Source organism: Streptacidiphilus rugosus AM-16, assembly GCF_000744655.1.
Taxonomy (GTDB): Bacteria; Actinomycetota; Actinomycetes; order Streptomycetales; family Streptomycetaceae; genus Streptacidiphilus; species Streptacidiphilus rugosus.
In genome coordinates this window covers 2,101,810-2,123,764 of the sequence record NZ_JQMJ01000004.1, presented here as the reverse complement: position 1 = coordinate 2,123,764, position 21,955 = coordinate 2,101,810, and the positions used below count along the sequence as shown (strand labels likewise).

The 21,955-nt window shown below is 71.7% G+C and carries 18 protein-coding genes and 1 tRNA gene; 5 read left to right on the top strand and 14 right to left on the bottom strand.

All coding sequences use genetic code 11. The features are described from left to right. Positions 1-5 precede the first annotated feature (5 nt). Both BS83_RS45510 and BS83_RS45505 read right to left on the bottom strand, forming a co-directional pair. A tRNA-Leu gene (locus tag BS83_RS45510) sits at positions 6-78 on the bottom strand. A 101-nt stretch (positions 79-179) separates the two neighbouring features. After that, positions 180-410 (bottom strand): hypothetical protein, encoded by a 231-nt coding sequence (locus BS83_RS45505; protein ID WP_157597228.1) that lies wholly within the window; start codon positions 408-410, stop codon positions 180-182. 170 nt (positions 411-580) lie between these two features. Between BS83_RS45505 and BS83_RS18745 the strand changes: the two genes are divergently transcribed. Continuing rightward, a complete protein-coding gene (locus BS83_RS18745) occupies positions 581-2,392 on the top strand; it encodes a tetratricopeptide repeat protein (protein ID WP_037604898.1) in 1,812 nt (603 codons plus the stop codon). Here the strand turns inward: BS83_RS18745 and BS83_RS18740 are convergent. The 4 genes from BS83_RS18740 to glnA form a co-directional block, all read right to left on the bottom strand. Beyond that, a complete protein-coding gene (locus BS83_RS18740) occupies positions 2,298-4,922 on the bottom strand; it encodes an RIO2 family protein (protein WP_037604897.1) in 2,625 nt (874 codons plus the stop codon). The two genes, BS83_RS18745 and BS83_RS18740, sit on opposite strands and share 95 nt — an antisense overlap. 9 nt (positions 4,923-4,931) lie before the next feature. Beyond that, a complete protein-coding gene (locus BS83_RS41920) occupies positions 4,932-6,386 on the bottom strand; it encodes a caspase family protein (RefSeq protein WP_051943302.1) in 1,455 nt (484 codons plus the stop codon). A 1-nt stretch (position 6,387) separates the two neighbouring features. Further along, positions 6,388-6,732 (bottom strand): hypothetical protein, encoded by a 345-nt coding sequence (locus BS83_RS18730; protein WP_037604896.1) that lies wholly within the window; start codon positions 6,730-6,732, stop codon positions 6,388-6,390. Positions 6,733-6,970: 238 nt separating this feature from the next. Then, a complete protein-coding gene (gene glnA / locus BS83_RS18725; protein WP_037604895.1) occupies positions 6,971-8,386 on the bottom strand; it encodes a type I glutamate--ammonia ligase in 1,416 nt (471 codons plus the stop codon). A 365-nt stretch (positions 8,387-8,751) separates the two neighbouring features. Here glnA and BS83_RS18720 point away from each other — a divergent pair, with 365 nt between their 5' ends. Then, positions 8,752-9,162: an RDD family protein gene (locus BS83_RS18720; protein ID WP_051943300.1), complete on the top strand. Its 411-nt coding sequence runs from the start codon at positions 8,752-8,754 to the stop codon at positions 9,160-9,162. A 91-nt stretch (positions 9,163-9,253) separates the two neighbouring features. Here BS83_RS18720 and BS83_RS18715 read toward each other — a convergent pair whose 3' ends face one another. The 4 genes from BS83_RS18715 to lipB all read right to left on the bottom strand — a co-directional run bounded on the left by BS83_RS18715 (position 9,254) and on the right by lipB (position 12,298). Beyond that, positions 9,254-9,946 (bottom strand): DUF4191 domain-containing protein, encoded by a 693-nt coding sequence (locus BS83_RS18715; protein WP_037604891.1) that lies wholly within the window; start codon positions 9,944-9,946, stop codon positions 9,254-9,256. Positions 9,947-10,064: 118 nt separating this feature from the next. Then, positions 10,065-10,235, bottom strand: coding sequence for a hypothetical protein (locus tag BS83_RS18710; protein WP_332262341.1), 171 nt, complete (start codon positions 10,233-10,235; stop codon positions 10,065-10,067). 151 nt (positions 10,236-10,386) lie between these two features. Next, on the bottom strand, positions 10,387-11,340 hold the full coding sequence (gene lipA, locus BS83_RS18705) for a lipoyl synthase (RefSeq protein WP_037604887.1): 954 nt from the start codon (positions 11,338-11,340) through the stop codon (positions 10,387-10,389). A gap of 91 nt (positions 11,341-11,431) precedes the next feature. Continuing rightward, on the bottom strand, positions 11,432-12,298 hold the full coding sequence (lipB, locus tag BS83_RS18700) for a lipoyl(octanoyl) transferase LipB (protein WP_051943298.1): 867 nt from the start codon (positions 12,296-12,298) through the stop codon (positions 11,432-11,434). 123 nt (positions 12,299-12,421) lie between these two features. Between lipB and BS83_RS18695 the strand changes: the two genes are divergently transcribed. Then, positions 12,422-13,429 (top strand): aldo/keto reductase, encoded by a 1,008-nt coding sequence (locus BS83_RS18695; protein ID WP_037604885.1) that lies wholly within the window; start codon positions 12,422-12,424, stop codon positions 13,427-13,429. Beyond that, positions 13,430-14,035, top strand: coding sequence for a TetR family transcriptional regulator (locus BS83_RS18690; RefSeq protein ID WP_037604884.1), 606 nt, complete (start codon positions 13,430-13,432; stop codon positions 14,033-14,035). An 8-nt stretch (positions 14,036-14,043) separates the two neighbouring features. Here the strand turns inward: BS83_RS18690 and BS83_RS18685 are convergent, their stop codons facing one another. The 3 genes from BS83_RS18685 to BS83_RS18675 all read right to left on the bottom strand — a co-directional run bounded on the left by BS83_RS18685 (position 14,044) and on the right by BS83_RS18675 (position 18,353). Beyond that, complete coding sequence (locus BS83_RS18685; protein ID WP_084713667.1) at positions 14,044-15,972, bottom strand: helix-turn-helix domain-containing protein; 1,929 nt, start codon at positions 15,970-15,972, stop codon at positions 14,044-14,046. A gap of 91 nt (positions 15,973-16,063) precedes the next feature. Continuing rightward, a complete protein-coding gene (locus tag BS83_RS18680; protein WP_037609349.1) occupies positions 16,064-17,416 on the bottom strand; it encodes an MFS transporter in 1,353 nt (450 codons plus the stop codon). A gap of 175 nt (positions 17,417-17,591) precedes the next feature. Then, complete coding sequence (locus BS83_RS18675) at positions 17,592-18,353, bottom strand: 3-hydroxybutyrate dehydrogenase (RefSeq protein ID WP_037604882.1); 762 nt, start codon at positions 18,351-18,353, stop codon at positions 17,592-17,594. Between the two features lie 534 nt (positions 18,354-18,887). Here BS83_RS18675 and BS83_RS18670 point away from each other — a divergent pair. Then, positions 18,888-20,417 (top strand): hypothetical protein, encoded by a 1,530-nt coding sequence (locus tag BS83_RS18670; RefSeq protein ID WP_037604881.1) that lies wholly within the window; start codon positions 18,888-18,890, stop codon positions 20,415-20,417. A 55-nt stretch (positions 20,418-20,472) separates the two neighbouring features. Here BS83_RS18670 and BS83_RS18665 read toward each other — a convergent pair whose 3' ends face one another. Beyond that, complete coding sequence (locus BS83_RS18665) at positions 20,473-21,882, bottom strand: FAD-dependent oxidoreductase (protein ID WP_232248412.1); 1,410 nt, start codon at positions 21,880-21,882, stop codon at positions 20,473-20,475. Positions 21,883-21,955 lie beyond the last annotated feature (73 nt).

Below are 21,955 nucleotides of genomic sequence, written 5' to 3'. Positions count from 1 at the left end.
GTGCGTAGCGTCGGTGCGATTCGAACGCACACTGTTCCGGTCCTGAACCGGATCCCTCTGCCGTTGGGGTACGACGCTTTACGACCACGAGACTACGAATCGAACGGTCGACGGGCCAAAGGGTTTTCCGCCGCCGCCGCCGCCGCCGGCGGCTGCCTGCCCGGAGGTACGGGCCCCGCTCAGATGGACTGCGGTTCCTTGGCGCGGGCCGCGCAGGTGGGGCAGACGCTGTCGTTGTTCCTGGGCGTCGGAGGCCATGACTCGAACGCGGCGGGGATCGGGCGCAGCCCGTTGGTGCTCTTCTCGCAGAGCGTCCACTGAGGACCGTCCGCGGCATGGAAGACGCGCCAGCGGACCGGACCGTCATCGGCCGGGGAAAGGCCCTGCTCCACCCATGTGACGACTCGCATAGCTCAACCATCGGTGCGGGGCCGCGAGACCGCATCCTGAGCTGCCGTACAGGTGAGGCGAGGGCCTCCGTCACCGCCCCGAACGCGGATGAGCGACTCCTTCGACATCGCGGTCACAGTTCATCCTCGGGGCGGACGCCGGCTGGGAGGCTCGGGGTTAGCCTCGGCGGGTGGACGACGTTCCGGGGGCACACGTGGACCTGTCCGCTCGAGCCCTGGCGCTGGCCGACCGCGCCGTGGTGCTGACGGAATCCGGGGAGGTCAGCGCGGCGGTCGCGCCTGCGCGGCAGGCGGTGGAGGCGTTCCGGGAGCTCGTCGCGAGCGGCCGTGAAGAGTTCCAGGCGAACCTTGCCGCGGCGCTGCTGAATCTCGGCGGGTGTCTGCAGCGAGCAGGGGACCGGCAGGCGGCGTTCGCTGTCCAGGAAGAGGCCGTGTCACGGTACCGGGCGCTGGCCGACGCCGACCCGGTCTCGTTCGAGCCGTCGTTGGTGGCGGCTTTGATGAATCTGGCCGTGGGGACCTCTGCCGTCGGGCTGGTCGCCGAGGCGCTCGTGCCGGCCCGGGATGCGGTCGAGGTGAGCCGTCGGCTCGCCGCAGCCGACTTCGGCCGGCGCGGGGCACAGCTGGGGACCGCCCTGTCCAACCTGGCCAAGCTGACGGCCGCGGCGGGCCTGCCGTCCGAGGCAGCCGACGCGGCCGAGGAGTCCACCCGGCTGTGGCGAGTACTGACCGACGCCGACCCGCAGGCGCACCGGCGATCGCTCGGGGTCGCCCTGGTCAACCTGGGCGGGATGCGCGCGGACATCGGACAGCAGCAGGCTGCCGCCGACGCGGCCCGTGAGGCCGTCGAGGTGTGCCGGACGGCGGCCGAGGACGATCCCGGCGCCTGCCTGCCCCATCTTGCCGGTGCCCTCGGGAACCTGGCCAACAGCCTCATCGAGAGGGGCCGGACCCAGGAAGCGCTCGCCGCCGCACGGGAGGCCGCCGACATCCTGCGATCGCTGGTCGTCGAGCACCCTGCGGCGTATCAGCCGGATTTCCTCAAGGCGCTGCGGATCCTGTCCACCTCGTACGCGCGAGCGGGACAGTACGAGGCGGCTACGGTCCCGGCGCGGGAGGCGGCCGAGGTGGCGCGGAGCCTTGTCCCGGTCGACGCGGCGACCTACCTGCCCGCCTGGGGTGCGGCGTTGGACGTCCTCGCCGCGCGCCTGGCCGATGCGGGACGCGGCGCGGACGCCGTGTCCGCCGCCCGGCAAGCCGTCGAGGCGCGGCGGAGGCTGGCCGGGACCGATCCCGTGCTGCAGCTGCCTCGTCTGGCGACGTCGCTGGAGAGTCTGTCGAGTCTTCTGACCGGGGCCGGTGACCTGGGGGCCGCCGACGAGGCAGCCCGGGAGGCCGCCGAGATCCGACGCCGCCCCGCCGTGCCCGCGCCCGCGCCCGCGAACGCCACCGCCGCCTTCGTTCCGCTGCCACTCCCGGACCTTCTGGCCACATGGATGGGTCTGGCTTCGTGGAGCGAGTCGGAGCGCTATTTCACGGCCTATCGTGACCGCTTCGAGAGCGAGGAAGTGGACGGGCTGCTGAAGGAGTTCGCGGGGAAGGACTTCCAGACGGCCGCCGTCCATCTGGCGTTGTGGTACTTGGCGCTCGCCGACGGCACGGCCGAGGCCTTCGGCTACGTGCGTGATCCCCAGGCCTTACGCCTGCGCGTGGAAAGGGCACTGGCACAGGCGGACGCCCCGGCGCTTCGGCATACCGCGTGGCTGGAGCTCTTCGTCCGAGGGGACCTCTGGCTCGGATCGGTCCACTTGTGGATCTCGACGACACTCGCCGGGACCGGGGAGGCGGACCCGCCCCTCGACCAGCTCCGGCCGAGCGCCGAGGACCTCAGCCGGGCGCTGGCCGACCTGGCCGTGCTGGTCCGTCATCACCCCCGACTCGCCGCGCTGATCGAGCCGATCCGGGCGTCTCTTCCTGGCTGAGCGCCGTCCCGGGGTCGTCGCCGGATCGTGCGAGGCCGGCCGTCTCCGCCGCCGAGCGTGCCACCACCACGTCGAAGTCGAAGGTCCCGGAGTTCTCCCAGGGTTGCGGTGCGCGCGCGGAGAGCCTGGTGAGCAGTTCTGTGACCTGGTCCATGAGTATCGCCACCTTCTGATCGCGGTCCCCGAAGATCGCGACGGCCGCCTGGAGATGGGCGTAGGCGGTGTCCGCCCACTGCGAGGTGAAGGTCCTCAGCATCCGCTGTGACATCTCGTCCGCGTCGGCACCGGCCTGCAGCAAGTCGGTCACCGAACGCCGTGCCAAGGTGAAGGCCCGCCAGTTCGCCGACCAGAGAAGGTTGTCGGAGTACCGCACACCGACGGCATCGGCTCGATCCACGCGGAACATGGTCGTGTACAGCAGGATCCGCGACAGCCGGTAGGCGAGGAACGGCAGGTGGCGTTCGTCCGACGGGGCGGCGGTGAACGCGTCGGGGAACCAGCTCAGCCGGCGATGCCGTGCGATCACGGTCAGCTCCCGGAGCTCTCGCTCCAGCGCAGGCCATTCCTGACGCTGCAGTGCCATCAGCGACAGCTGCGCGAACCGTACCGACAGGTCGAAGGCAGGTCCGGTGTCCGCCTGGATCGCGAGCCAGTCGCCGACGTCGGTGACAGCGGCCAGGAGGGCCAGGCTGTCCGGCCGGGCCGGTCCCTGCCCGCCCAGGAGGTTCAGCAGCGCAAGCCTGGGCAGGCCCGGGCCTTGGTCCTCCGCCTCCAGCGGACCCCGCGGACCGGGCTGCTCGGCCAGCACGGTGAGAAAGTGGTGGGCGGCGGCAGAGACGCCCGGAGCTCTGCGGACCTGCGCGCTGTCATCACCGTCACCGCCGTCGTCGAGGCGGTAGATGCGTCGGAGCAGCATCCGGACATACGGGCTGCCCAGGGCCCCGAGGGGCGTTCCTCCCGCTCGCAGAGCGGGGCGGAGGTCCAGACCGGAGACGATGAGCGCGCAGACCGCCAAGGCCGCCGGTCCGTCAGCCGGCCGGTCATCTGCGGGCCGGCCGGAAGGGGTTCCGGTCAGACCCGAGGCGGCCAGGAGAGGGCCGAGAAAGCGGTCGCACTGATCAGCGGTCAGCACGGGGGTGGCCGCTCTCGATTCGGAGAGCACCTGTCCACCCAGCACGTCGAGCAGGCCGTCGGTGAAACCGGGATGAGCCGGGTCGATGATGAGCCGGCTGGTCCTGGTGTATCCGGACAGCAGCGCGGTGAGTTCGGCCTTCGAGATGTCCAGGTCCACGCGTGCGAAGTCCGTGGCCATCCGCCGGGGATCGATCGTCCTGTCGGCGTCGTACGGTGCGGGGTCCAGCATGGTGGTCGCCCCGCTCAACAGGTCGATGAACAGGTTCGCCCCGCTCAGGTCCCCGTGCAGGAACCCAGAGCGGTGAACGGAGGCGAGTGTGTGGCCGACACTGACCCAGGCGTAGGCGGCAGGATCCAGTGCGACCTCGCTGAGCCGCAGGAATTCGCCCCGGCCGAAGAGACGCCGCGCGACCGGCCGACGGCGCGGACGAACCCTTCGGGGCCTCGCTCCCCTGGGTGCCGCGGCGAGGTTCTGCTCCCGAAACCGACTCTCCCACTGCGCGGCCAGTTCTCGCTCCGGACCAGTGCCGCACCGGGCGACCAGACGGCAGGCCACGGCGGCCACGTCGAGGGGATCACGACCACTGACCTCCGACCACGGCGCGTCGTCATCGAGCTGTTGGGCGAGATAGGCGTGGAACAGCCGGATCAGGTGCAGCATCGCGGTGGAGTGCTGCGGTCGAAGCCGGTCGGCGAAGTCGGCGGTCCCGGCGATGTGCTCCAGTTCCTCGCGGCTGATGAAGTCCTCCGCGTACAGCCCCAGCAGCACGGCGAGAGGATTGCCGAACAGGGATGCGGCCGGCCGGGCGGCGCTCTCTCTCAGTCCCGCGACGATGTACGTGAGCAGCGGTCTGGCGTCTTCCACGAAGAGCTCGTCGTCCAGTTGATCCTCGATGTGGTCGGCGATGCTCTCGTCCACCACGGCGTCCAGCCCGGACGAGGCCAGGACGGGCCCGATCGGTTCCTGGGCCAGGAACGCCGCACCGCACGCAAGGGCGAGCATGACGACGACCCTTCGCCGCAGTTCGGCGTGCAGGCGTAGCGGGACCCTCAGCCGGGGGGTGTCGACCTCCGCGAGCATCTCACCGGTCAGCAGCACAAGGCGTTCGTCGGAGCTCATCCGCAGCGGGTGGTCGGGGTACAGCTCCTCATGAACGCGCAGACTGTGGTGCAGCGTCTCCATGACGAACATGGGCAGATCCCTGAAGAGCTTCAACACCACCGGCTGAGCGGCGGGGTCCGCGAGCGGCACGGCGAGGTAGGCGACGCCTTCGGCGCCCTCGCCGAGGAATGCGGTCAGTACCCATTCCTGAGCGCCGGGCGCCTCGACGTCCTCGTCGAACGAGCCGAGCCTGAGCCCCGAGGTGACGGCACCGACCAGATGCTCCCTGCGCATGCCCCACCTCTAGGTCTCGATTCTGAGGACGACCGGCTGAAGCGTGTTCGCCGCCAGCGACCCGAACCCGGAGAGCGTGATCGGGTCACCCAGCAGAGCTCTCTCGAAGACCAGAAAACTGTGGGAGTCGATGTCGAGGTACTTGCGGGAGACGCTCATACGAACCTCGCCCGCTCCCACGGCTCCATGAAAGGTCACCATCGGGGCGTCGCGGGCGTCAGGGGTCAGGCGGAACTCCCCGTGAAAGAACAGCCAGGTGTCATCACCCTCGGGTAGCGGTCGGCCGAGCAACCGCAACGCCGGCTCGAAGGCCAACCTCCGCCGGTCGGCCAGGTACCGGTGCAGAAGCAGGAAGCGGCCGGCGTCCTCGCCCTCGCGACCGAGCTCGTGCTGATGCGCTCGGAACATCCGGCTCAGTTTCGACGTGCTCACATACCAGGCTGTCTCGAGCAGCCGTTCGGGGCGCGCGAACAGGACGAGGTCGTGCCGGAACCCTGCCACCGCCTCCCGCACGGGCCGTGGCCAGAGCCCGTCCGGCGCGACCGCGTCAGGGACATCGTCGCCCAGCGACCCCACCAGCCACTCCATGGTCGCTGCGACATCGGCCTGCGGTACGCCCAGGACGTCCAGACACCGCTTCACGTCGTCGACGACGAGCGCCACCACAGGGTCCTTCAGGGCAGGTTCCTCTGCGCCCCCCTCGAACGCGAACGGCGCACCCTTGGAGACCGACCCCCCGGCCGCGAAATAGGCGAGGGCGAAGTTGTGCCCGCTGTAGTCCAGAGTCGGGTGCTGTCTGCCCCGCGTCCTCCTCGGGACGATCTCGCTCGCGTACATGGCCAGATCGGTCACCCTGACGAACGCGTCCCTGCCCGCGTTGCCGACGCCCGAGAAGCCCTCGATCAGCGCGGCCGTGAAATGGCTGTAGGGCTTGGCGACGTAGGAGCGCTCGTCGCTGCGCGACGACGCGAGCAACGCCCGTCCGGTGCCCGAGGTCAGGAACCGACGCGCCTCGGGAGGCATCGGGACGGTCTTCGCGCCGAGGTCCTCGATCGGCAACTCGGTCGGGTGGCAGCAGTCGAGGATGAGCGTGATCTGAGCGCTGACCAGTCCAGCCAGCGCGCCCGTCAGCTCGGCGTCGCTGATGGCGACGTGGGTCAGGTCTTTCGGGTCGTAGTCGTGGGGCAGCAGGTAGTGCGTCTCGCCCGTGCGGATGCCGTGGCCCGAGAAATAGATCACCGAGGTGGACCGAGTGGTCGCCGTGCTCGCCAGATTCCGCAGCGCTCGGATGATCGCGGCCTTCGTGGCGTTCGGACCGAGTAGCTCGGTCACCTGCTCGGGCGGATAGGCGCAGCGTTCGGGGTCGCGCAGGATCGCTGCGATGCCTTCCCCGTCCTTCACCGTGGCGGGCAGATCCCGCCCCACGCCCACGACCACGGCGTGCCCCCGGGTGAACTCCGGCACGTCACCTCCCGCGAAGGAAGTTCAGGATTCCGGGCTCGGAGGGGGCCGGCCCGGCTGGGCTCTTCGCCCGGTCGACGGGGTTCGTCTTCGCCAGCGCCTGGATGATCAGCGGCGCGGACACGCCGATGTTCAGGACGAGGATCGCGTTCTGGGATCCCGTCCCGTACAGCACGGCCAGGAATCCCCCCACACCGACCATGACGGCTGTGATGGCCCAGTACCGCGGGCTCGTCGCGTACGCGGGCAGACTGGGCGACTCCCGAAGCCCCCACCACCTGCTGAGCTCCGCGACTGCTCCACCGCCACAGCCGATCCCGAAAATCGCCAGGAACCCAGAGACGGTCACCAGAGCACCTCCAGCACAGGGCCTCTGATTATCGCTCGCCAGGTGCCGTGACCGCATGCGTTCTCCGCAGGTAACTCCCGTGGAGTGGACGCCAGTTCATGCCGCGACGAAGGTCGGCGTTCGTCGGGACGAGGCCCGGAGGACGGCGTCGCCGCAGGCCGTGAACTCTGTGGCCTGCAGCGACGCCGTGATGCTTCTGGACAACCCCTGTTCGGAGGCCCTTTACAGATCTACAGATCTACAGGTCGAAGTAGAGCTCGAACTCGTGCGGGTGCGGGCGCAGCGCGATCGGGGCGACCTCGTTGGCGCGCTTGTAGTCGACCCAGGTCTCGATGAGGTCCTGGGTGAAGACGCCGCCGGCGAGCAGGTACTCGTGGTCCTGCTCCAGGGCCTCGAGGACGGCCGGGAGGGTGGAGGGGACCTGCGGGACCGCGTCGTGCTCCTCGGGGGCGAGCTCGTAGAGGTCCTTGTCGACCGGCTCGAGGGGCTCGATCTTGTTCTTGATGCCGTCCAGGCCGGCCAGCAGCATCGCCGAGAAGGCGAGGTACGGGTTGGAGGACGGGTCCGGCGCGCGGAACTCGATGCGCTTGGCCTTCGCGTTGGCACCCGTGATCGGGATGCGGATCGCCGCGGAGCGGTTGCGCTGCGAGTAGACCAGGTTGACGGGGGCCTCGAAGCCGGGGACCAGGCGGTGGTACGAGTTCACCGTCGGGTTGGTGAAGGCGAGCAGCGACGGCGCGTGCTTCAGCAGACCGCCGATGTAGTAGCGGGCCATGTCGGAGAGGCCCGCGTAGCCCTGCTCGTCGTAGAAGAGCGGGGCGCCGTCGGTCCACAGGGACTGGTGGCAGTGCATGCCGGAGCCGTTGTCGCCGAAGATCGGCTTCGGCATGAAGGTGGCCGTCTTGCCGTTCCGCCAGGCGACGTTCTTGATGATGTACTTGAACAGCATCAGGTCGTCGGCCGCGGCCAGCAGTGTGTTGAACCGGTAGTTGATCTCCGCCTGGCCGGCCGTGCCGACCTCGTGGTGCTGACGCTCGACCTGGAGGCCGGAGGCGGCCAGTTCGAGGGACATCTCGGCGCGCAGGTCGGCGAAGTGGTCGACCGGCGGGGCCGGGAAGTAGCCGCCCTTGAAGCGGACCTTGTAGCCGCGGTTGCCGCCCTCCTCGACCCGGCCGGTGTTCCAGGCGCCGGCCTCGGAGTCGATCTCGTAGAACGAGCGGTTGGCCTTGGTCTCGAAGCGCACGTCGTCGAAGACGTAGAACTCGGCCTCGGGGCCGAAGTACGCGGTGTCGGCGATGCCGGAGGAGGCGAGGTAGGCCTCGGCCTTCTTGGCCACGTTCCGCGGGTCACGGCTGTACTGCTCGCCGGTGATCGGGTCGTGGATGAAGAAGTTGATGTTGAGGGTGGAGTCCTTGCGGAACGGGTCCAGACGGGCCGTGCTGAGGTCCGGGATCAGGCCCATGTCGGACTCGTGGATCGCCTGGAAGCCCCGGATCGACGAACCGTCGAACATCAGCATCTCGGACGGATCAAAGGCCGAGGCGGGCACGGTGAAGTGCTGCATGACGCCCGGCAGGTCGCAGAACCTGACATCGACGAACTTGACGTCGTTGTCCGAGATGTAGCGCGACACCTCGTCGGCGTTGTTGAACATCCATCCTCCTCGGCCCCGGCAGTCGCCGGGATTGCGGGTGCGGATCGCCGGTCCCGTCCGGCGATACCGGTGCTGAAAACCATAGGAAGCGGCCGTTTCTCGGCCGTGACCCATATGTTTCGCGGATGTTAACCGCGTCTCGTCCACACTCGCACAATCCGCGTCGTTCCTGCTCGACCGGGGTGTCAGCGGGTCGGGTCGGCTTCACCCTCCGGTGAGTGGTCTAAACCTGTTGGGCGCATCGGAGTGCGGCCGTGGGGGTGGTTTCCGGACGCGGCGGAGCGCCGGGCTACTGTGGTGGCGTGGATGAGAGTCGTAAGGCCATTGGAAGCTGGATCGAGGGCCCGCGTACGGGCGCCGAGCAGATGGGCGCCGATTTCGGGTACCGGGGCAAGCGCCTGGGGCTGCCGGAGGAAGGGCCCGGCTCGATCGCCGGTACGGGCCGACGGCTGGCGGCGATCTTCATCGACTGGATGCTCTGCTACCTGGTCGCCTACGCCCTGATCGTCAACCGTGACCTGAGCAAGGTCAACATCTGGATCACCGTCCTGTTCTTCCTGGTCAGCGTGCTGACGCTGAGCACGGCCGGGGCCACGCCCGGCAAGAAGCTGCTGGGGCTCCGGGTGATCAGCCTGAGCGGGCAGCGCGCCGGGGTCGGCCAGGTCGCGCTGCGCACCTTCCTGCTGGTGCTGGCGGTGCCCGCGCTGATCTGGGACCGCGACGGCCGCGGACTGCACGACAAGGCCGTCGGGACTGTCGAGGTCCGCGTCTCCTAGCGGAGCGTGGGAAGAAGCAGCAGGGCGGGTGAAACGAAAGAGGCCCCGGTCGGTCCGTGAGGACCGGCCGGGGCCGACGTCTGTGCGGGGGTCAGCGCGCCTTTCCGGCGCCCTTGGGCATCCGCGAACCCTTGGGGAGCGGACCCTTCGGCAGCGGGGCGTTGGACATCAGGTCGCCCATCGCGCGCAGCCGGTCGTTGATCTGCGTCGCCTCGGCGCCGGAGATCGCCCGGGGAAGCTTGGCCATGTGCATCTGCAGCCTCTTGAGCGGGATCTGGCCCTCTTCGTTGCCCACGACGATGTCGATGACCGGGGCGTCGCCGACGACCTTGCTCATCTTCCGCTTCTCGGCGGCCATCATCGGCCGCAGCCGGTTCACGTTGCCCTCGCCGACCAGGACCACGCCGGGACGGCCGACGGCACGGTGCACGGCGTCCTGGTTGCGGTTGGCCGCCACGACGAGCTGGATGTTCCAGCCGCGCTTGATGTTGTTCAGCACCGCGGCCGCCGCGCCGGGCTGGCCCTCGAGCTGGCCGAAGGCCGCCTTCTCGGCGCGCCGGCCGAAGATCACCACGGCCGCCAGCAGGCCGAGCACGAAGCCCAGCACGCCCAGGTAGATCGGGTGCCCGATTGCGAAGCCGATGGCGAGAAGCACCGCGAAGGTGCCGAGCCCGACGCCGCCGACGATCAGACCGATCTTCGGGTCGACCTGCTTGGTCATGGTGTACGCCTGGCGGATCTGTGAGAGCCGCCCAGGGTTATCGGAGTTTTCCTGCCTCGCCATGTGGTTCATGGTACGGGGCCGGACCTGCCGTTGCCCAAGCCTGGTGCCGACCGATCGCCGCCTGTGTCCCAGTCGTGATGCGTGCCGGCCCTGATGCGCACCGGTCGGCGGCCTACGGCTAGTGCACGGCGCGCAGCAGGGCCCGCTCGGTCTCCTGCCGGTCCTGCGCGTGGCGGCGGTTCTCGCAGACCGCGTCCCAGGCGTTGCGCCTGGCCGTCTGCTGACCGCTGCCGAGGAGCAGCGACTCCGCCATCCGCAGGGCCGTGGTGACGTTGTGCGGGAACTGCATGGTGACCATCTCCCCTCGGGTTACCAGGCCATACTCGCCACTCCGTGTTACCGCTCCATGACCACTCGGTCAAACCCCCGTGAAAGGTGTGCGACAGACATCACAACGTCACACGCGTCACACGGTCATGGAGCGGCACCGGGCCCCGAGGTCAGAGCGCGGCGACGCCGCGGCGCTCCAGGGCCTGCCGGTAGAGGCGGCCGGCCCGGTAGGAGGAGCGGACCAGCGGGCCGGACATGACGCCGGCGAAGCCGATCTCCTCGGCCTCCTCCTGGAGCTCGACGAACTCCTGCGGCTTGACCCAGCGCTCGACGGGGTGGTGCCGGGGGGAGGGACGCAGGTACTGGGTGATGGTGATCAGCTCGCAGCCCGCCTCGTGCAGGTCGCGCAGCGCCTCGCTGACCTCCTCGCGGGTCTCGCCCATGCCGAGGATCAGGTTCGACTTGGTGACCAGGCCGTCGGCGCGGGCCTCGGTGATGACCTTGAGCGAGCGCTCGTAACGGAAGCCGGGGCGGATCCGCTTGAAGATGCGCGGCACCGTCTCGATGTTGTGCGCCAGCACCTGCGGGCGGGAGGAGAAGACCTCGGCCAGCTGCTCGGGGTCGGCGTTGAAGTCGGGGATGAGCAGCTCGACGCCGGTGCGCCCGGCGGCGCGGTCGGCCGTCACGGCGTGGATCTGGCGGACCGTCTCCGCGTAGAGCCAGGCGCCGCCGTCCTCCAGGTCGTCGCGGGCGACGCCGGTGATGGTGGCGTAGTTCAGGTCCATGGTGAGCACGGACTCGGCCACGCGGCGCGGCTCGTCGCGGTCGAACTCGGCGGGCTTGCCGGTGTCGATCTGGCAGAAGTCGCAGCGCCTGGTGCACTGGTCGCCGCCGATGAGGAAGGTGGCCTCACGGTCCTCCCAGCATTCGAAGATGTTGGGGCAGCCGGCCTCCTGGCAGACCGTGTGCAGACCCTCGCGCTTCACCAGGGACTGCAGCTCGGTGTACTCGGGGCCCATCTTCGCCCGGGTCTTGATCCACTCGGGCTTGCGCTCGATGGGGGTCTCGCTGTTGCGGACCTCCAGACGCAGCAGTTTCCTGCCGTCGGGTGCGACAGCGGACACGTGCGGCTCCCTATCTTCGAAATTCAGTGCGGACACAAGGGTACGCCCGCGGCGGACTGGTGCTTTTCGCCCCTCGGCGCTCAGCCGGCGCTCAGCCGACCGGCGCCGCGAGCGGTGCGGGCGGCGTGGACGCGCCGGCGGGGCCGAGAAGCTCGGTGAACACCTCGGCGAAGTGGTGCTGGACGACGGGGAGCGCCTCGGCGACCGTGACCTCCCGGCCCAGCTCGGTGCTGAGCGAGCCGACGCCGGCGTCGCGGATCCCGCAGGGGATGATCCGGTCGAACCAGGTCATGTCGGGGTTGCAGTTCAGGGCGAAGCCGTGCATGGTCACGCCGCGTGCGACGCGGACCCCGATGGCCGCGAGCTTGCGGTCGTCGCCGCGCTGGCCCGCGTTGGACGGGGCGTACTCGGGCCCGGCCATCCGGGGGTCGACGCCGAGCTTGGCGCCCATGCGCAGGGTGAGCGCGCCGATGTTGAGCACCTGGGAGGCGTCGACCGCGGCGTCCGGGATCTCCTGGCCCAGCACCCACACGCCGCTGCGGCCCTCGACCCGGCTGGTCCCGATGCCGAAGGCGGTGGCGGCGCGTATCAGCGCCTCCTCGAGGCGGCGCACGTAGGCGACGACGTCCATGGGCTCGGGCAGCTTGACGATCGGGTAGCCGATGAGCTGGCCGGGGCCGTGCCAGGTGATCTCGCCGCCGCGGGTGACCTCCACGACGGGGGTGCCGTCGAGCGGGCGGTCCTCGGGGCGGGTGCGACGGCCCGCGGTGTAGACCGGCGGGTGTTCGAGCAGCAGCACGGTGTCGGGGATCTCGTCCGCGACGCGCAGGGCGTGCAGGCGCAGCTGCTCGTCGAGGGCCTCCTGGTAGGGGACCGACCGCTCCCCGATGCCGAGCCGGACGAAGCGGAGCTCGCCGCCGCCGCTTTCGGTGTCGCTGCCTGGGGTGTCGCTGCTCACCGGGTCCTCGCCTCCTGGTCTCTGCTCCAGGCAACTGTACGGCCCGGTGGTTCTGTTCCCGGCTCTCTCCTCGAACGAGTGACAGATATTGAAATCTGTCAGTCCATGTCGCATACTCGGAGCATGGCACTCAAGGAACGCACTCTCGGCAGCAACGGTCCGGTCGTCTCCCAGCTCGGTCTGGGCGCGATGGGGATGTCCGATCTCTACGGCCCGGCCGACGAGGCCGAGTCCACGGCGACGATCCACGCCGCCCTCGACGCCGGCCTCACGCTCATCGACACCGGCGACTTCTACGGCATGGGCCACAACGAGCTCCTGATCCGCGACGCCCTGCGCAGCAGTGGCCGCGCTCGCGGCGAGGTCGCGATCAGCGTGAAGTTCGGCGCCCAGCGCGACTACGACGGCAACTGGATCGGCTACGACGCCCGTCCCTCCGCGGTCAAGACGGCGCTCGCCTACACCCTGCGCCGCCTCGGCACGGATTACGTGGACGTCTACCGCCCGGCCAGGCTCGACCCGAACGTCCCGATCGAGGAGACGGTCGGCGCGATCGCCGAGATGGTCCAGGCAGGTCATGTCCGGCACATCGGCCTCTCCGAGGTGGGGCCCGAGACCCTGCGGCGGGCCCGGGCCGTGCACCCGATCTCCGATCTGCAGATCGAGTACTCCCTGATCTCGCGCGGTATCGAGGCCGAGATCCTGCCGACCGCCCGCGAGCTGGGCGTCGGCGTCACGGCCTACGGCGTGCTCTCCCGTGGTCTGATCAGCGGCCACTGGCAGGCCGACCGGCAGCTCGCGGCGGGCGACTTCCGCGGCATGAGCCCGCGCTTCCAGGGCGGCAACCTGGACGCCAACCTCAAGCTCGTCGAGGCCCTGCGCGCGGTGGCCGAGGCCAAGGGTGCGACGGTGGCACAGGCGGCGATCGCCTGGGTGCTGGCCCAGGGCGAGGACATCGTCCCGCTCGTCGGCGCACGTCGGCGGGAGCGGCTGAGCGAGGCGTTGGGCGCCGCCGAGCTGGTGCTGGACGCGGCGGACCTCGAGGCCATCGAGGCCGCGGTGCCGCGCGGGGCCGCCGTGGGCGACCGGTATGTTGCTGCGCAGATGGCTCATCTGGACAGCGAGAGGTAAATGGCCGAGGCAGCACTCACCCCCGAGGACATCCTGCAGACGGCGGAGGACGTCCTGCGCCGGTTCGGCCCGGCCAAGGCCACGGTGGTGGATGTCGCCCGTGCGCTCGGGGTCAGCCACGGCACGGTCTACCGCCACTTCCCGAGCAAGGCCGCCCTGCGCGGCGCGGTGACCCGCCGCTGGCTCGACCGCGCCCACGCGGCGCTGCCAGGGATCGCCGCCGGCCCCGAGGAGCCGCCTGAGCGGCTCAGGCTCTGGCTGGCGGCGCTGTTCCGGGCCAAGCAGGAGAAGGCGCTCGCCGATCCCGAGCTGTTCGAGACCTACCAGGTGCTGGTCGGGGAGAACAGCGAGCTGATCGCGGAGCATCTGACCGACCTGGAGTCCCAGATCGCCGGGATCATCCAGGAGGGCCAGCAACAGGGTGACTTCTCCACGGGCGACCCCGAGGTGCTGGGCCATGTGGTCTTCCAGGCCACGGCGCACTACCACGATCCCGGATACGCGGGGGAGTGGTCCCGGCCCGGCGTGGACGGGGAGTTCGAGGCGGTGGTCGCCTTCGTGCTGAACGGTCTGGCCGTTGGCCGGGGGCAGGCCGGCCAGGGGTAGCGCGCCGCTCAGCCGGTCAGCAGGTGCAGGCGCAGGGCCAGCTGGAGCTCCAGGGCCCGCTCGGGTGAGCTCCAGTCCCGGCCGAGCAGGGCCTCCACCCGGTCCAGTCGCTGGACCACGGTGTTCACGTGGACGTGCAGCTCGTCCTTGGCGCGGGTGAGGCTGCCGCCGCAGGCGAAGTAGGCGTCCAGGGTGTGCACCAGCTCGGTGCCGCGCCTGGCGTCGTACTCCAGCAGCGGGCCGAGTGTCTCGCCGACGAAGCCGCGCACGTCGTGGCCCTCGCCGAGCAGCACGCCAAGGAAGCCCAGGTCGGCGGCGCAGGCTCCCTCTCCCTCCCGGCCCAGGGCACGCAGGGCGCGGAGCGTCCGCAGGGCCTCGGCGTGGGCGGCTCCCAGCGGGGCCACGCCCCCGGCCGGACCGGCGGCGCCGACGGTCACCGGCTGGGCCGTCAGCTGGGACAGCTGCGCCGCCGCGGCCGCGGCCGCCGACGAGACGGGCTCGGGGCCCGCGGGGAGCAGCAGGACGACGGTGTCGCCGTGCTCGGCGCCGATCCCGCCGCGGCCGAAGAGCAGGCGGGTGGCGGCCCCGGCGAGCTTGCCGCGCGAGGCGGCGGCGTCGGAGGGCGTGGAGGCCTGGGCGACGAGGAGCACGTGCGGGCGGCGCAGGTCGACGCCGAGCCGCAGGCCGCGCTGGACCAGCCCGGCCGGATCGCGGTCGGGGCTGTCGAGCAGGTCCGTCAGCAGCTCCCCGCGGACCCGGTTCTCCGCCTCGGCCACGGAACGGCGCAACAGCAGGAGCAGCGCCGTCACCACCCCGGCCCGCTCGAAGAGCCGCCGGTCGGCGTCCTCCAGCAGCGGACGGCCGCTCAGGACCAGGCTCCCCAGCAGCTCCTGGCCGGCCAGGACCGCGCAGACCCAGCGCCCGTCCGCCTCCACGGCCCGGCCGCTGGCCCGGGATTCGGCGACCAGGGCGTCCAGGCCGGGCGCGGCGGCCGGGGCCGAGCCGGCCAGCGGCTGGCCGTCCGGATCGAGGACGGTGATCTCGCCGTCGAGCAGTGTCGAGACCGCCTCCGCCACGGCGGTGATCTCGCCACCCCGCAGGACCAGGTCGGTGAGGCGGTCGTGGGCCTCCTCCGCCCGCTGGATCGCGGCGGCGTGCTCGCGGATCACCGCGTTGGCCTCGGCCAGGTCGGCGAGGGCCGCCCGGGTGTCGTCCAGGGCGCGGGCGGTGTCGATGGCGATGGCCGCATGGGCGGCCAGCGTGCAGAGCAGGGCGACCTCGTCCGGGGAGAAGGGCCGCGGGCTGCGGTCGGCGGCGAAGAGCACGCCGATCACCTGCTTCTCCAGCAGCAGCGGCACACCGAGGATGCCGACCAGGCCCTCGTCCAGCACGCCCGCGTCGATGTTGCGGGTGTGGTGGAACCGGCTGTCGGTGCGGTAGTCGGGGGTGGCGTAGGGGCGGGCGGTCTGCGCGACCAGTCCGCCCAGGCCCTCTCCGAGCTCCAGCCGCAGGGTCTGGAAGAGCGGTGAGACCGAACCGTCGGTGACCCGCATGTAGGTGTCGCCGGCGGTCTCGTCCGGGAGGGTGAGGTAGGCGAGTTCGGTGCCGAGCAGCAGCCTGGCCCGCCGGACGATCGCCTGGAGTACCGCGTCGAGGTCCCTGGAGGCGGCCAGGTCGGTTGCGGTCTCGAAGAGCGCGGTCAGCTGGGCCTCGCGGCGGCGGTGCTGGGCGAGCGTCCGGTGGACGCGCAGCGCCAGCGCCGCGTCTCCCGGAGCCCCTGCCCCTGCTTCGCCGAGCTCCTCGGCGGAGGCGCCCTCGGCGAGCAGCCGCAGCAGCCGTTCCGCGGCGGGCGCCCCGGCGGGGGCTGCCGAGGCCGGGGGCAGGGCCGGGGCCGGGGTCGCAGGTGGGGTGGGGTCGTCTTCGTGCGATGCGTGCATGGTGCGGGCCATCGTGGCAGGAGGAGTGGGTTGTGTCACGGGGGTCGGGTCACGGGGGCGCCCGTCGCGTGGCCGCGGGCGCCCCCGTGGGTCAGCGGGCGGCCGAGGCCGGGCTGGCGGCCCGGTCCGTGCTCGGACCGGCGTCGGTCTCCACGGCGTCCAGGGAGCTGCCGCGGGTCTCGCGGGCGAAGAGCAGCGCCACGACCGTCACGACCGCCGCCAGGGTGACGTAGACGGAGATCGGCGTCGAGTTCCCGTAGTCCTTCAGCAGCGCCACGGCGATCAGCGGCGCGGGGGCACCCGCGGCCACCGAGGCGAACTGGGCCCCGATGGAAGCGCCGGAGAAGCGCATCCGGGTCGCGAAGAGTTCGGAGAAGAACGCCGCCTGCGGCGCGTACATCGCACTGTGGAAGACCAGGCCGACGGTCACCGCCAGCACCAGCGCCGGGAACGACTTCGTGTCGAGCAGGGCGAAGAAGGCCCAGGCCCAGGCTCCGGTGCCGACCGCGCCGACGAGGTAGACCGGCTTGCGGCCGACCCGGTCCGAGAGCGCGCCGAACAGCGGGATCAGGCAGAACTGCACGGCCGAGCCGATCAGCACGGCGTTGAGTGCGGTCTGCTTCTCCAGCTTGAGGTGGTCGACGCAGTAGGCCAGCACGAAGGTGACGATCACGTAGTAGGAGATGTTCTCCGCCATGCGCGCGCCCATCGCGACCAGGATGTCCCGCCAGTGCTGCCGCAGCACCGCGATCAGCGGCGGCTGCTCGTGGCCGCCCTCGGCCGTGCGGGCCTCGGCCCGCCGCTGCGCCTCCTTGAAGAGCGGCGACTCGTCCACGCCGAGCCGGATCCACAGGCCGACACCCACCAGTACCGCGGAGAGCAGGAAGGGGATCCGCCAGCCCCAGGCGACGAAGGACGCGTCCGTCTGAACGGTCGTCATCAGCGAGAGCACACCGACCGCGAGCAGGTTGCCGAGCGGCGCGCCGCCCTGCGGCCAGGAGGCCCAGAAGCCGCGGCGCCGGGCGTCGCCGTGCTCGGAGACCAGCAGCACCGCTCCGCCCCACTCACCGCCGAGGGCGAAGCCCTGGATCAGGCGGAGCCCGGTGAGCAGGATCGGCGCGGTGACCCCGAGGGTGTTGTAGCCGGGGACGCAGCCGATCAGGGCGGTGGCGACGCCCATCATCAGCAGGCTGATCACCAGCAGCCTCTTCCGGCCGAGACGGTCGCCGAAGTGCCCGAAGACCAGCGCGCCGACGGGTCGTGCGGCGAAGCCGATGGCGTAGGTCAGGAAGGAGAGCAGGGTGCCGGTGAGCGGGTCCTCCTTCGGGAAGAAGACCTTGCCGAAGACCAGGGCCGCGGCGGACCCGTAGAGGAAGTAGTCGTACCACTCGATGGTGGTGCCGATCAGGCTGGCGCCGACGACCTTCGTGAGGCCTCTGGGGATGCGGCCGGTTGCGGCGGGAGGGCCGGAGGGAGTGCCGGGGGGCTGGGGCGCGGTGTCGGTTGCCACGACGATGGGGCCTTCCGTGAGAGGGGTGGTTCGCGGGGGAGGGGCAGGGGTCGAGCGGGGGAGGGGCTGGGCGCGGGAGGCGCAGCGGGAGCGGGTGGTGGGAGCGGGGCTATCGGGCGGTCCAGCCGCCGTCCATCGGGAGCGAGGCGCCGGTGATGCTGGCGGCCCCCGGCGAGCAGAGCCACAGGACGGCGGTGGCGACCTCGTCCGGTTCGATCAGGCGCTTGATCGCGGTGCGGTCGAGCATGATCTGGTCGATCACGTCGGCCTCGGAGATGCCGTGGGCCAGCGCCTGGTCGGCGATCTGGTCCTCGACCAGCGGGGTGCGCACATAGCCGGGGTTGACGCAGTTGCTGGTCACGCCGTGGGCCGCGCCCTCCAGGGCGACGACCTTGCTGAGGCCCTCCAGACCGTGCTTCGCGGTGACGTAGGCGGACTTGTAGGCGCTGGCCCGCAGCCCGTGCACGGACGAGATGTTGACGACGCGTCCCCATTCACCTGCGTACATGTGCGGCAGGGTGCGGCGGATGATGCGGAAGGGGGCCTCGACCATCACCCGCTGGATCAGCGTGAAGCGCTCGGGCGGAAAGTCGTGGATCGGGGCGACGTGCTGCAGGCCGGCGTTGTTGACGATGATGTCCGCGTCGTCCGGGAGCGCGTCCACGGCCTCGGGGTCGGACAGGTCCACGACGAACGCGGTGCCGCCGATCTCCTCGGCCACGGCCTTGGCCGCGTCGGCCGCCCGGTCCACGACGTACACCCCGGCGCCGGACCGGGCCAGAGCGTGCGCGCAGGCCCGGCCGATGCCACTGGCCGCGCCGGTGACCAGGGCCTTCCGTCCGTCCAGAAAGGTGCTGTGGGTGCTCTCCATGGCCGGAGACGGTAGGCGGCCCGGGCGGGCGCTCCCATGTGGGCTGTCACCACAGAGCGGGGGCGACCTGTGGCGGGCGACGCCAGGGACGGGTGCCAGGGGCTCCACGGGGCGAGGGGCGTGGGGCGGCGTCGCCCCACGCGTCGCTTCTTCCCCGGTAAGGGGGGAGGCCTTCACCCGTTCGGACGATTGTCCGCTCGGAACCGGTCACGGGAGCCGAATGCTCGCTACATTCACGCCGTTCCCCTAGGGAGCCCACGGCGTTCTCCGGCGCGGGCTCCCGGAAGGTGTGTGCCACATGCCCCAACGGCCAGTGACCGATCGACCGCCGCTCGACGCCCGCGCGGACCACCCTCTGCGGGTCGGGCCGACCCGCGTGTCGGAAACGCCACCCGTGAGCCACAGCAGCCCGGCGAACAGCAGCCCGTCGAACAGCAGCGCAGCCAACAACACTGCAGCCAACAGCGGTCCGGCGGGCGGCGGTGAGGCGGGCGCCGGCGCGGAGGGGGCACCGGCGCGGCGGGCGCCGAGCGGCTGCAGTACAACCAGCGGCTCTCGGCGCTGATCGAGGAGGCCGGCTTCTCCCATGCAGGACTGGCGCGCAGGGTCGACCAACTCGGCAGCGAGCACGGGCTCGACCTGCGCTACGACAAGACCTCCGTCACCCGCTGGCTGCGTGGTCAGCAGCCGCGCGGTGCCACGCCGGCGCTGATCGCGGAGGTCTTCACCCGGCGGCTCGGCCGTCGGCTCACCGCTCAGGATCTGGGCCTCGACGCCTGTGCCCCGGTCTACGCGGGGCTGGAGTTCGCCGAGAGCCCGGCCGAGGCGGTCGACATCGTCGCCAGCATGTGGCGCAAGGACACCGGCGCGCACAGCGAGCTCCGCCGGATCGCCTTCACCCCGGCCGGCCTGGTGGTGCCGAGCCGGGACTGGCTGATCGGCCGGACCGACGAGCGGGTCGCCAGGGAGACCCCGCAGGACTTCGGCCGGGCCGGCATCCCGCCCCAGGCCCGCCGCACCGGCCCGGCGGCGCCGGGCGCGGCCGGGCACCCTGCCGCGCCGAACGCCGGACCGGCCGCCAGGTCCGTCCCCGCCAAGGCGGGGGCCAAGGGCGCGGGCGGCGCCGGGGAGCAGGCCGGATCGCCGCGCGGGGTGCAGCGGGTCAGCCGGGGGGACGTCGCGGCGGTGCGCGCCGTGGGAGATCTGTTCCGGGCGCTGGACAACGCCTACGGCGGCGGGCACGCACGGCAGGCGCTGATCAGGTACCTGGAGAGCGAGGCCGAGCCGATGCTGCGCGGCCGGTACAGCGAGGCGATCGGGCGGGCGCTGTTCGGGGCGGTCGCGGACCTGACCCGGCTGGCCGGCTGGACCTCGTACGACATCGGCGCGCACGGGCTGGCCCAGCGCTACTTCGTGCAGTCGCTCAGGCTCGCCCAGGCGGCCAACGACCGGCTCTACGGCGGCTATGTGCTGGTGACGATGAGTCGGCAGGCGGTCTACCTCGGCCACGGCAGGGAGGCGGTGCAGCTGGCCCGCGTGGCACAGCAGGGGGTGGGCAGCACCGCGCCGACGGCCGTGCAGGCGCTGATGCACGCGGCGGAGGCGCGCGGGCACGGGCTGCTCGGCGACGCCAGGTCCTGCACCTCGGCGCTGGTGCGCGCGGAGCGGGCGCTGCAGGCCTCGCACGGAGGCGACGAACTGCCCAACTGGGCGCGGTTCTTCGACGAGGCGCAGCTCGCCGACGAGTTCGCGCACTGCTACCGCGACCTGCAGCAGTGGCGTCCCGCCGCACAGCACGCCGAGCGCTCGCTGCGGCTGCGCCCGCAGAGCTACGCGCGCAGCCGGGTCTTCTGCCGGGTCGTGCTCGCCACCTCCCGGCTGGGGCTGGGCGAGCTCGACGAGGCGTGTGCGGCGGCGACGGAGGCCCTGCGCGGGGTGACCGAGATGCGGTCGCTGCGCGCGGTGGAGTACCTGCGGGACTTCGCCCGCAGGCTGGCTCCGTATCGGGGCAACCCGTCGGTCCGGGCCTTCGAGGAGGCGGCCCGAACCGCGGGTGTCATCTGACGCAGGGGCGCAGGGGCGCAGGGGCGCAGGGACGCAGGGACCGCGGCAGCGGCCGTCAGGCGGCCAGTCCGTCGGCTGCCGCTGGTTGCCGACGGACCACGCCGAGGTCGCGGAGCAGTGCCTCCGCGGCCCGGCGGCCGGAGACGAGCGCGCCCTGGGCGGTGCTGGTGTCCCTGTGGTCGCCGCAGACGTAGAGCCCGTGCAGCACCCGCACCGGACGCCGGAACACGTGCGGAGGCGGCATCGCGGGCAGCGCGTCCACGAAGTGGCGCACCGTCAGGAACCGCCAGCCCCGGGTGTCAGCGTCGTAGAGGCGGGCCAGGGAGCGCCGCACCGCCGGTTCGGCGGGGACCGAGGCGCGGTGGCCCAGGACGGTGGAGGCGATCAACGCGCCGGTCGGCGCGTAGGAGCGGTCGACCTCGCTGAGCACCAGGGAGTGCGAGACCAGCGCGCCGGGCGTGGCGTCGAGCAGCAGCAGCGGCTCGGCCAGCGGGGAGGCGTCCGCGACGTGGTAGTACGTGGTGACCGGATGGTGCTCGGGCTGGTGCAGGCCGGGCAGGAGTTCGCCCGCGGAGCGGGCGTCGGTGGCGATCAGGACGGCGCGGCAGGCGAAGCGGCCGTGCCCGTCCGTGTCGACGCCGTCGGTGGCGACGGCGGTGGCGCGCACGCCGAGCCTGACCGTTCCGGCGGGCAGCCGCTGCGCGAGGGCGAGCGGCACGGCGCCCACGCCCTGGGCGGGCAGGCAGAGGCGGCCTCGGGCGTAGCCGCGCAGGACCAGGTCGGCGACGCGGCTGCTGGTGCGCAGCGCGGGATCGCTGAGCAGCGCGGTGAGCAGCGGGCGCAGGAAGCCGTCGACGGTGGCGGCCGGGATCCCGCGCTGGGTCAGCGCTTCTGCGGCCGTGCGTTCGGGCCGCGCCATCAGCCGGTCGACGGGCGTCCCGGCGAGCCGGGCGAGGTTGGCGCCGAGGCGGGCCTTGTCCCACGGGCGACCGATGGGGGCGCGGGCGGCGCCGAGTGCGGCGCGGGCGGTCGTGGGCGCGCCGAGCCGGTAGCGGCGTTCGCGGTTCGGACCGCTCGCCCGCTCCGCTCCCGCACCTGATCCGGGACCTTGCCCGTTCTCGTGGCCGCCGCGGCCTGCGCGCCCGGGACGGCTGCCGCCGCCGACCCGGACCATCACGTCCGGGCTGAGCGGCCGCAGTTCGAGTTCGGCGAGATCGAGCGCGCGGGCGAGTTCGGGGTAGGAGCTGTTGAGCAGGTGGGTGCCGTGGTCGAGCCGGTAACCCTCGTACTCCTGCCCGGCCATGCGGCCGCCGACGTGGTCGGCGGCCTCCAGGACCGTTACGGACAGTCCGCATGCGCTGAGTCTCCGTGCCGCGGCGAGGCCGGCGAGACCGGCTCCGACGATCACGACATCGGTGCTGCGACGGCGCGGATGCAGGGGCGTGGGGATGGCTGCTGCGGGCACGGACGGCTCCCTCCGGGTGCCAGGCTTCCGGGGCTTCCCAGTGTGATGCCCCATCAAGCAGCAGCTCAGACAA